The organism is Acidobacteriota bacterium (genome assembly GCA_016195325.1).
Taxonomy (GTDB): domain Bacteria; phylum Acidobacteriota; class Polarisedimenticolia; order JACPZX01; family JACPZX01; genus JACPZX01.
On record JACPZX010000031.1, the window covers coordinates 1 to 8,322 of the forward strand.

The window sequence follows — 8,322 nt, forward strand, 5'->3', positions numbered from 1 at the left end:
AGAAGGACTCACGTGAGTAGGCCGCCTACTCCCCGCTCTGCTGAATCAGCTTCGCGACCAGCCCCGTCCACCCCGTCTGGTGGCTCGCGCCAAGTCCCCTTCCCGTGTCCCCGTGGAAGAACTCGTGGAACGGAATGTGATCCCGCCACCGGGGATCGCTCTGGAACTTCTCGACGTCGCCGAGCACCGGCCGCCGCCGAACCGGGTCCTTGATGAAGAGGCGCGTGAGCCGCCGCGATAGCTCCGCCGCGACTTCCCACAACGGCAGCTCCCGCCCCGACCCGAAGGGAAACGCCGCCGTGAGAGATGGCCCGAAGTAGTGGTGGTACTTCTGCAGCGATTCGATCAGGAGATAGTTCACCGGAAACCAGATCGGCCCCCGCCAGTTCGAGTTCCCCCCGAAGAGCCCCGACCGCGACTCCGCCGGCTCGTAGTCCACGCGGTGAACCGTCCCGTTCACGTCGAGAAGGTACGGATGATCGCGATGCCACCGCGAGACCGACCGGATCCCGTGAGGCGACAAGAACTCCTCCTCGTCGAGCATGTAGCGGAGCACGCGCGAGAGCTGCGAGCGGTTCACCAGAGACAGAAGGATGCGCTTCTGCCCCACGTCGTTCGTCTGCGACATGTCCACGTGATTGGCGAGCTCCGGCCGATTGTCGATGAACCACCGGAGGCGCCGCCTGAACCCCGGGCAGTTCTCGAGCATCTCGGGCTCGAGCGACTCGACGGCGAAGAGCGGGATGAGCCCCACCATCGAGCGGATCTTGAGGAAGTGGTGCTCGCCGCCGGGAAGGTGGAGGACGTCGTAGTAGAAGCCGTCCTCCTCGTCCCACAGCTCGATCCCCTCGCCGCCGCGATCGTTCATCGCGTGGGCGATGTAGACGAAGTGCTCGAAGAACTTGCTCGCGACGTCCTCGTAGGCGTCGTTCTCCTTCGCGAGCTCCAGGGCGATGGCGAGCATGTTGAGGCAGTACATCCCCATCCACGACGTGCCGTCGGACTGCTCGAGGTGGCCCCCGGTCGGCAGCTCCTTGCTCCGATCGAAGACGCCGATGTTGTCGAGCCCCAGAAAGCCCCCCTGGAAGACGTTGCGCCCCTCGGCATCCTTGCGGTTCACCCACCACGTGAAGTTCAACAGGAGCTTCTGGAAGACGCGCTCGAGGAAGTGGCGATCGGCGACGCCCCGGAGGTTCCGGTCGATCTTGTAGACGCGCCACGCGGCCCAGGCGTGGACGGGAGGGTTCACGTCGCCGAAGGCCCACTCGTACGCCGGGAGCTGGCCGTTCGGGTGCATGTACCACTCGCGGAGCATGAGGATGAGCTGATCCTTCGCGAAGTCGGGGTCGACGACGGCGAGGGAGACGCAGTGGAAGGCGAGATCCCACGCGGCGTACCACGGGTACTCCCACTTGTCGGGCATCGAGATGACGTCGGCGTTGTAGAGGTGCGGCCACTCGGAGTTGCGGCCGCTCTCGCGCCCCGCGGGAGGCTCAGGCTGGCCGGGGTCGCCGGCGAGCCAGCGCCTGACGTCGTAATGGTAGAACTGCTTGCTCCAGAGCATCCCGGCGAGGGCCTGGCGCTGCACGAGGCGGGCGTCGTCGGAGATGCCGGGAGGGGCGACGGTCGAGTAGAAGTCGTCGGCCTCGAGCGCGCGCTTCCGGAACGTCCCCTCGAACTCGGGGCCGAACCTCTGAGGGGTGGGCGGCGTGTCCTGGAAGGCGAGGCGCACCACGATGCGCCCGCCCGCGGGGATGTTCACGCCGTAGTTCGCGGCGGCCTTCGTCCCCACGGTCGCGGGGTTCACGGCGCCGTGCGCCCCCGAGACGACGTAGTCGTTGATGCCGTCTTTGGCGAAGATCGGGCCGGCGTCGCTCCCCCAGAGGCGCCTCGCGTTCGTCTCGTTCTCGGTGAAGAGGAGCTCCGGGCGCCCCTCGCAGACGAGCCAGCGCCTCCCGTACTGGTGGTGATCGACCGTGATTGTGGCGTGGCTCGCGTCCACCGCGCCGCGCTCGAGGCGGGGCTTCGGCGCCATCTCCCCCCAGGCCCACGTGTTCCGGAACCAGATCGTCGGGAGGATGTGGAGTGACGCCGCCTCGGGGCCGTGGTTCGTGGCGGTGATCCGGACGAGGATCTCCTCGGGGGTCGCCTTCGCGTACTCGACGGCCACGTCGAAGTAGCGATCTTCCTCGAAGACCCCCGTGTCGATCAGCTCGTACTCGTGGCTGCCGCGGCCGCGCCGCCGGTTCTCCTCCACGAGGTCGCAGTACGGGAACTCGCGCTGCGGGTACTTGTAGAGCCAGCGCATGTACGAGTGGGTCGGCGTCGAGTCGAGGTAGAAGTAGTACTCCTTCACGTCCTCGCCGTGATTCCCCTCGTTGCCGGTGAGGCCGAAGAGGCGTTCCTTGAGGATGGGATCGCGCTCGTTCCAGAGGGCCAGGGCGAAGCAGATCTGCTGGTGGCGATCGCAGATCCCCGCGAGGCCGTCCTCCCCCCACCGGTACGCGCGCGAGCGCGCGTGATCGTGCGGCAGGTATTCCCAGGCGGTGCCACCCGGCGAGTAGTCCTCGCGCACCGTCCCCCACTGGCGCTCGCTCAGGTACGGTCCCCAGCGCTTCCAGTGGGCGGTCTGGCGTCGCGACGCCTCGAGCCGCAGCCCTTCGGCGGTGCGGAAGAGCCGCGAGGGATCGCGCTCGGTCACCGGAGGTGCCTCCCGCCGTCAACCCGGAGGACTTCGCCGGTGACGAAATCGCACGAGAGAAGCGCGAGGACCGCCTGGACGATCGACTGTTCCCCTCCCCACCGGCCGAGAGGGGTGTTCCGGCGGACCTCCGCGTCCTCTTCGGGGGTGATCCCCTCGTGCGGAAGGATGGGCCCGGGGGCGATCGCGTTGACGAGGATGGCGTCCTTCGCCAGCTCGAGGGCGAGGGATTCGGTCATCGCGACGACCGCGGCCTTCGAGACGTAATACGTCGGGTAGCCGGGATAGCGCGGGCGGCGGCTTGCGGGGAGCCAGTCGGCGAAGTTCACGACGCGCCCTCCCCCCTGGCGCCGCATGTGCGGGGCCGCGGCCAGCGCACACAGGTACGCTCCCCGCGCGTTGGCGCCCATGTTCTCGTCCCAGTCGCGGGAGGGATCGGCGCCGGGGGGCGACTTCCGGTAGATGGAGGCGACGTTCACGAGGATGTCGAGGCGACCGAAGGCCGAGGCGGCGGCGGCGATGGCGCGCTCGATCGACTCGGGTGCGTTGAGATCCAACTCGAGCGAGAGGCTCCGCCTTCCGAGGCCCGCGATCGCCTTCGCGGCGGCGTCGGACTCGGCGCGCGAGGCCCGGTACGTCACGGCGACGTCGGCCCCGCCGCGCGCGAGCGCGAGGGCGATCGCGGCGCCGAGGCGCTTGGTGCCGTTGACGAAGGCGGCTTTCCCCTGGAGGTCCATCGTCGTCCTCGCGTGGTGTGGCGCGGCAGTCTACCGCACGCGGGCGTGGACGAGGGCGGGGGGCGGGGTTTAAGATGCGCGCTGCGCCAACGGGTCCCCCAGCCGCCACGTCCCGCGCGGGGTGCCGCCACCGACTCCACACGAGGTCCAAACACGATGAGATTCAGCACTCGCAACGTCCTCGCCGTCACCTTCATCATCCTCGCCTCGCCGGCGTGCGCGGGCGACCGCGCGGCCGTCGACGCGAACTCGCCGGCCACGCCGGCGGGCGCCAGCGGAGCGGCCGCCGCGGCGGCTCCGGCCGCGGGCGGGTCGCCCCAGGGGACGGCCCCCTCGGCGATCCCGAAGGACCCGGCGGCCGTCGTGGCGAAGGTCAACGGCGTCACGATCACCGCAAAGGACTTCGACGAGGCGACGCGCGAGTTCCTCATGCAGCAGGGAGCCCCGCCGAACCTCCCCGACGAGCAGATGAAGCAGGTGCACACGGCGGTGATGGACGCGCTCGTGGGCACCGAGCTCGCCTACCAGAAGAGCCAGGCCGAGGGGATCAAGGTCTCGCAGAAGGATGTCGACGAGGCCGTCGCCGAATCGAAGAAGAATTTCCCCGACGAGGCGAAGTGGGAGGAGAACATGAAGGCGCAGGGGATCGACAAGGACGCCTTCCTCCTGAGCATCAACCGGAACCTCGCCATCAACAAGCTCATCCAGACGAACGTCTTCGAGAAGATCACGGTGACCGACGCCGACGCGAAGGCCTACTACGACCAGCATCCTCAGGAAATGCAGAAGCCCGAGGAGGTCCGCGCCAGCCACATCCTCGTGAGGCTGCCGCAGGGGACGACCGACGACCAGAAGAAGGCCGCGAAGGCGCGCATCGACGAGGCGGCGAAGAAGGCGAAGGCCGGCGAGGATTTCGCGGCGCTCGCGAAGACGTACTCGCAGGATCCCGGCTCCGCGGAGCAGGGGGGCGATCTCGGCTTCTTCCCGAAGGGGAAGATGGTGCCCGCCTTCGACGCCGTCGCCTTCACCCTGAAGGTCGGCCAGATCAGCGACGTCGTCGAGACGCAGTTCGGGTACCACGTGATCAAGGTGACGGATCGCCACGCGGCGCAGTCGGCCACGTACGACGAGGTCGGCGAGCGACTCAAGTCGTTCCTGAAGCAGCGGCAGGCCCGCACGACCGTGCAGACGTACCTCAAGGGGCTGAGGGATTCCGCGAAGGTCGAGATCTTCTAGCTTCGCCCCTATTCCACCGCCGCGAGCTTCACCATCACGTCGCGGCGGTGCCCGCTCCGCTCGACGGTGAGCCTCACGGTCGCCCCCTCCCCCGCGGTCTCGAAGGCGTCGAGAAGATCGTCGCTGGATTCGACGGGGCGCCCCTCGACGGCGACGATGACGTCCCCGAGCACGACGTCTCCCATCCGGCTCGAGCGCACCCCCTGGAGCCCCGCCGCGTCGGCCGGGGAGCCCGTCCGCACCCGGTAGATCGCGATCCCCTTCAGCCCGAGCCGGCCCGCCACGCTGTCCGACACCAGGGTGATCCCGATCCCCGGCCGCACCGCCTTGCCGTGCGCGATGAGCTGGGGGACGAGCTTGCGCACCGTGTCGACCGGGACGGCGAAGCCGATCCCCGCCGACCCGCCGCTGGGGCTGTAGATGGCGCTGTTCACGCCGATGAGCCGCCCCCTCGAGTCGAGGAGCGGACCCCCGGAGTTCCCCGGGTTGATGGCGGCGTCGGTCTGGATGACGTCGTGGATCGTTCGTCCCGACGGCGAGCGCAGCTCGCGGCCGAGGGCGCTGACGACGCCGACCGTGAGCGAGTGATCGAGCCCGAAGGGGTTCCCCACGGCGAGGACGGCCTGGCCGACGATGAGATCGTGCGATCTCCCCAGCGGCAGGGGGGCGAGCTTGTCGGCGGGCGCCTTGACCTTGAGGACCGCGAGGTCCTTGTCCTCGCTGTACCCCACGACCTCGGCCTCGAGCGAGGATTGGTCGGCGAGGGTCACGGTGAAGGCGTTTCCCTCCTCGATCACGTGGAAGTTCGTGACGATGTGCCCTTCCCTGTCCCACACGAACCCGCTCCCGGTCCCCTGCGGGATCTGCATCACGTCGAGCGAGAAGAAGTCGCGCCGCAGGGCGATGCTCGTGATGTTGACGACGGAGTCGGCCGACGCGCGGAAGATCTGGATGTTGCGCGACTCCTCCGGGCCGAGCCCCTCGGGAAGCGCGCCGCCCGACTCGACGGGCGCGGGGGGAGCCTGGGTCGCGGCGAGGAGACCCTCGCCGGAGGGCGACGGCACGGCCGCCGCCGGTGTCCAGGACGAACCGGCTCGGCCGGCCGCGTAGCCGGCGGCGACGGCCGCCGCCGAGAGAAGGATCACCTTGAAGCGCATCGCATCACCCTGCCGTCTCGCTGTGGAGACGGTGCATGAAGTAGCGGAGGATCGCCTCCGGCGCCGGCTCGATGCCGAGCCGGTTGCAGTGCATGTGCGCGTACGACCAGACGAGATAGACGATGTCCTGCCTCACCCGACCCGCGGCGTGCGCGGCGAGGATCTCCTCGACGACGGGGCGCGAGCCCTCGAGGAGCCTCCCGGCGATCCGGGCCGCCTCCTCGGAGCCGTAGAGGGCGACCGGGTCCCCCTCCGCGGCGGCGCCGAAGAGATTCGCGAGCCCCGGCCTCAGCGCCTGGTACTTCCTGTCGAGGGTCGCCAGATCTTCGTCCTTCCACGACGCGACCGCCCACGAGCAGCCGAGGCCGTAGAAGTCGATGCGCCGGCGCGCGTCGAAACGCGCGAGATCGAGGAATCGCTCGGTGATCATCATGCTGATCTCGCGGCGCGTCTTCTTGAGGCGGCCGCCACGCTCCGCCTCGAGGAGCTCGAGGCAGGCGAGGCTGTCGACCAGGAACAGCTTCTCGGCGAGGGCCATCCCCTCGGGGCCGCCGTACCTCGGCCACTCCCGGTCGTACGCGCCGAACTCGTGGCGCTCGACGAGCCCGCTCGCCAGGAGCGGCGCGAGGAGACGATCCACCATCTCCCGAACGGGCCCCTCGATCCACGCGGATTTCCCGAGAATGCGGAAGCGCACCTGCCAGTCGGGCTCGTCGTAGCGGACGAAGAAGAGGGAGTCGAGGTCGGGGTGCGAGGCGACGGCGCGCGCGGCGGGGGTGACGAGATCTCTCAGGATCTCGTCGAGGCGCTCCCGCCCCGCGTGGAGGACCGTGTAGAGGCACGCCGGCTCGCTCATGCGGCCGCAGTTCTAGGCCACCCCGCCGGCCGTGTCAATCTGATCCGGCGGCGGGCGGCGCCCGGCATCGGGGCCGCGGCGATCAGTCGCGGCGGCTCTGGAGGACGCGCATGTAGTTGGCGCGCTCGAAGGCGCCGGGGTCGGGGCACGCATGGAGCCGCATGCTCCCGCGGAGCTGCGTGAGTGACTCGTACTCGTGCTCCTGGAGCCACGCGGAGAGGCCGTCCCTCAGGTACGTCAGGTGATCCACGCCGTTTCGAAGGAGCGCCGAGACCACCTGCACGCCGTGGGCACCCGCCATGATCGCCTTCACGGCGTCGAGAGGGGTGTGGACGCCCCCGCTCACGGCCAGAGACGCATTGACGTGCCCCGAGAGGATCGCGAGCCATCTCAGCCTGAGCGTCAGCTCGGTGGAGTCCGAGAGCTTGAGGGTCGGGACGACCTCGAGGCTCTCGACGTCGATGTCGGGCTGGTAGAAGCGGTTGAAGAGGACGAGCCCGTCGACGTCGAGATCGTCGAGCTCCTGCGCGACGTGGGTGAGCGACGAGAAGAACGGGGAGAGCTTCACGGCCACCGGGATCGTCACCGCGCTCTTCACCGCCCGGACGATCTCGAGGGTGCGCCGCTCCACGTCGCTCCCCGACTCCCGGGGGTCGGTGGCGACGTAGTAGACGTTGATCTCGAGGGCGTCGGCCCCCGCCTGCTGGATCCACCGCGCGTACTCGAGCCACCCCGTCGCGGTGACTCCGTTGAGGGACGCGATGACGGGGAGCTTGACCGCCTCCTTGATGCGGCGGATCTGATCGAGGTACTGGTGCGGCCCGAGGCGGAAGTCGGCGGCGCGCGGGAAGAACGACGACGCCTCCGCGAACGACTCGGCGTGCGACTCGAACTGGTCGAGCGTCCCGAGCTGCTCGCGCGTGATCTGCTCCTCGAAGAGAGAGTGCATGACGATCGCCGCCGCCCCCGCGTCCTCGAGCAGGCGCACGGTGTCGAGGTCGTCCACCAGCGGGGAGGCCCCCGGCATGAAGGGATGAGGGAGGGTGATCCCGAGGTAGGTCGTGTTCAGATTCATCGGTTCCCTCCCGGCCCCTTCGACGCGGGCTTCGCCCCCGCCAGGCTCTGCAGCGCCGCGAACTTCCGGTCGATCTCCTCCTTCGCGAGGCCCATGAGCCGCCCGAACCGCTCGGGGTCCTGCTGCTCGACCATCCGGAATCGAGTCTCGTTCCGGGTGTAGGTCTCGAGGCTCCCCCGGGGGGGCGCCGAGTCGATCGAGAGCGGCGAGAGTCCCGTCGCGGCGCGGCGGGGATCGTGCCGGTAGATCGGCCAGGAACCCACCTCTACGGCGATCTTCTGCTGCTCCGCGCCGAAGGCCATGTCGTACCCGTGGGCGATGCAGTGGCTGTAGGCGATGATGAGCGACGGCCCAGGGAAGGCCTCCGCCTCGAGGAAGGCCTTGAGCGTCTGGGTGTCCTTCGCTCCCATCGCGACCCGCGCGACGTAGACGTGGCCGTACCCCATGGCCATCATCCCGAGGTCCTTCTTGCCGGACTCCTTGCCGGCCACGGCGAACTTGGCGGCCGCGCCCAGTGGCGTGGCCTTGGACTGCTGCCCTCCGGTGTTCGAGTACACCTC

7 protein-coding genes are annotated in these 8,322 nt (G+C 69.2%); 1 reads left to right on the forward strand and 6 read right to left on the reverse strand.

Features of this window, described 5'->3' with window-relative positions; translation table 11 throughout:
* Positions 1 to 25: 25 nt before the first annotated feature.
* The gene (locus tag HY049_07750; protein MBI3448792.1) at positions 26 to 2,701 is read right to left on the reverse strand and encodes a glucosidase; all 2,676 of its coding nucleotides are present in this window, start codon (positions 2,699 to 2,701) and stop codon (positions 26 to 28) included.
* A complete protein-coding gene (locus HY049_07755; protein MBI3448793.1) occupies positions 2,698 to 3,438 on the reverse strand; it encodes an SDR family oxidoreductase in 741 nt (246 codons plus the stop codon). Before HY049_07755 ends, HY049_07750 begins: the two co-directional genes overlap by 4 nt.
* Positions 3,439 to 3,594: 156 nt before the next feature.
* Between HY049_07755 and HY049_07760 the strand changes: the two genes are divergently transcribed.
* On the forward strand, positions 3,595 to 4,674 hold the full coding sequence (locus HY049_07760; protein ID MBI3448794.1) for a peptidylprolyl isomerase: 1,080 nt from the start codon (positions 3,595 to 3,597) through the stop codon (positions 4,672 to 4,674).
* An 8-nt stretch (positions 4,675 to 4,682) separates the two neighbouring features.
* Here HY049_07760 and HY049_07765 read toward each other — a convergent pair whose 3' ends face one another.
* From HY049_07765 to HY049_07780, 4 genes are all read right to left on the reverse strand, one after another.
* Positions 4,683 to 5,831 (reverse strand): trypsin-like peptidase domain-containing protein, encoded by a 1,149-nt coding sequence (locus HY049_07765; protein ID MBI3448795.1) that lies wholly within the window; start codon positions 5,829 to 5,831, stop codon positions 4,683 to 4,685.
* Between the two features lie 4 nt (positions 5,832 to 5,835).
* Positions 5,836 to 6,687: a hypothetical protein gene (locus HY049_07770; protein MBI3448796.1), complete on the reverse strand. Its 852-nt coding sequence runs from the start codon at positions 6,685 to 6,687 to the stop codon at positions 5,836 to 5,838.
* Between the two features lie 82 nt (positions 6,688 to 6,769).
* Entirely contained in the window at positions 6,770 to 7,762 is a 993-nt protein-coding gene (locus tag HY049_07775; protein MBI3448797.1) for a dihydroorotate dehydrogenase-like protein, read from the reverse strand.
* Positions 7,759 to 8,322, reverse strand: a 564-nt coding sequence (locus HY049_07780) for a pyruvate:ferredoxin (flavodoxin) oxidoreductase (GenBank protein MBI3448798.1), incomplete at its 5' end; no start/stop codon positions are given. The genes HY049_07780 and HY049_07775, both read right to left, overlap by 4 nt.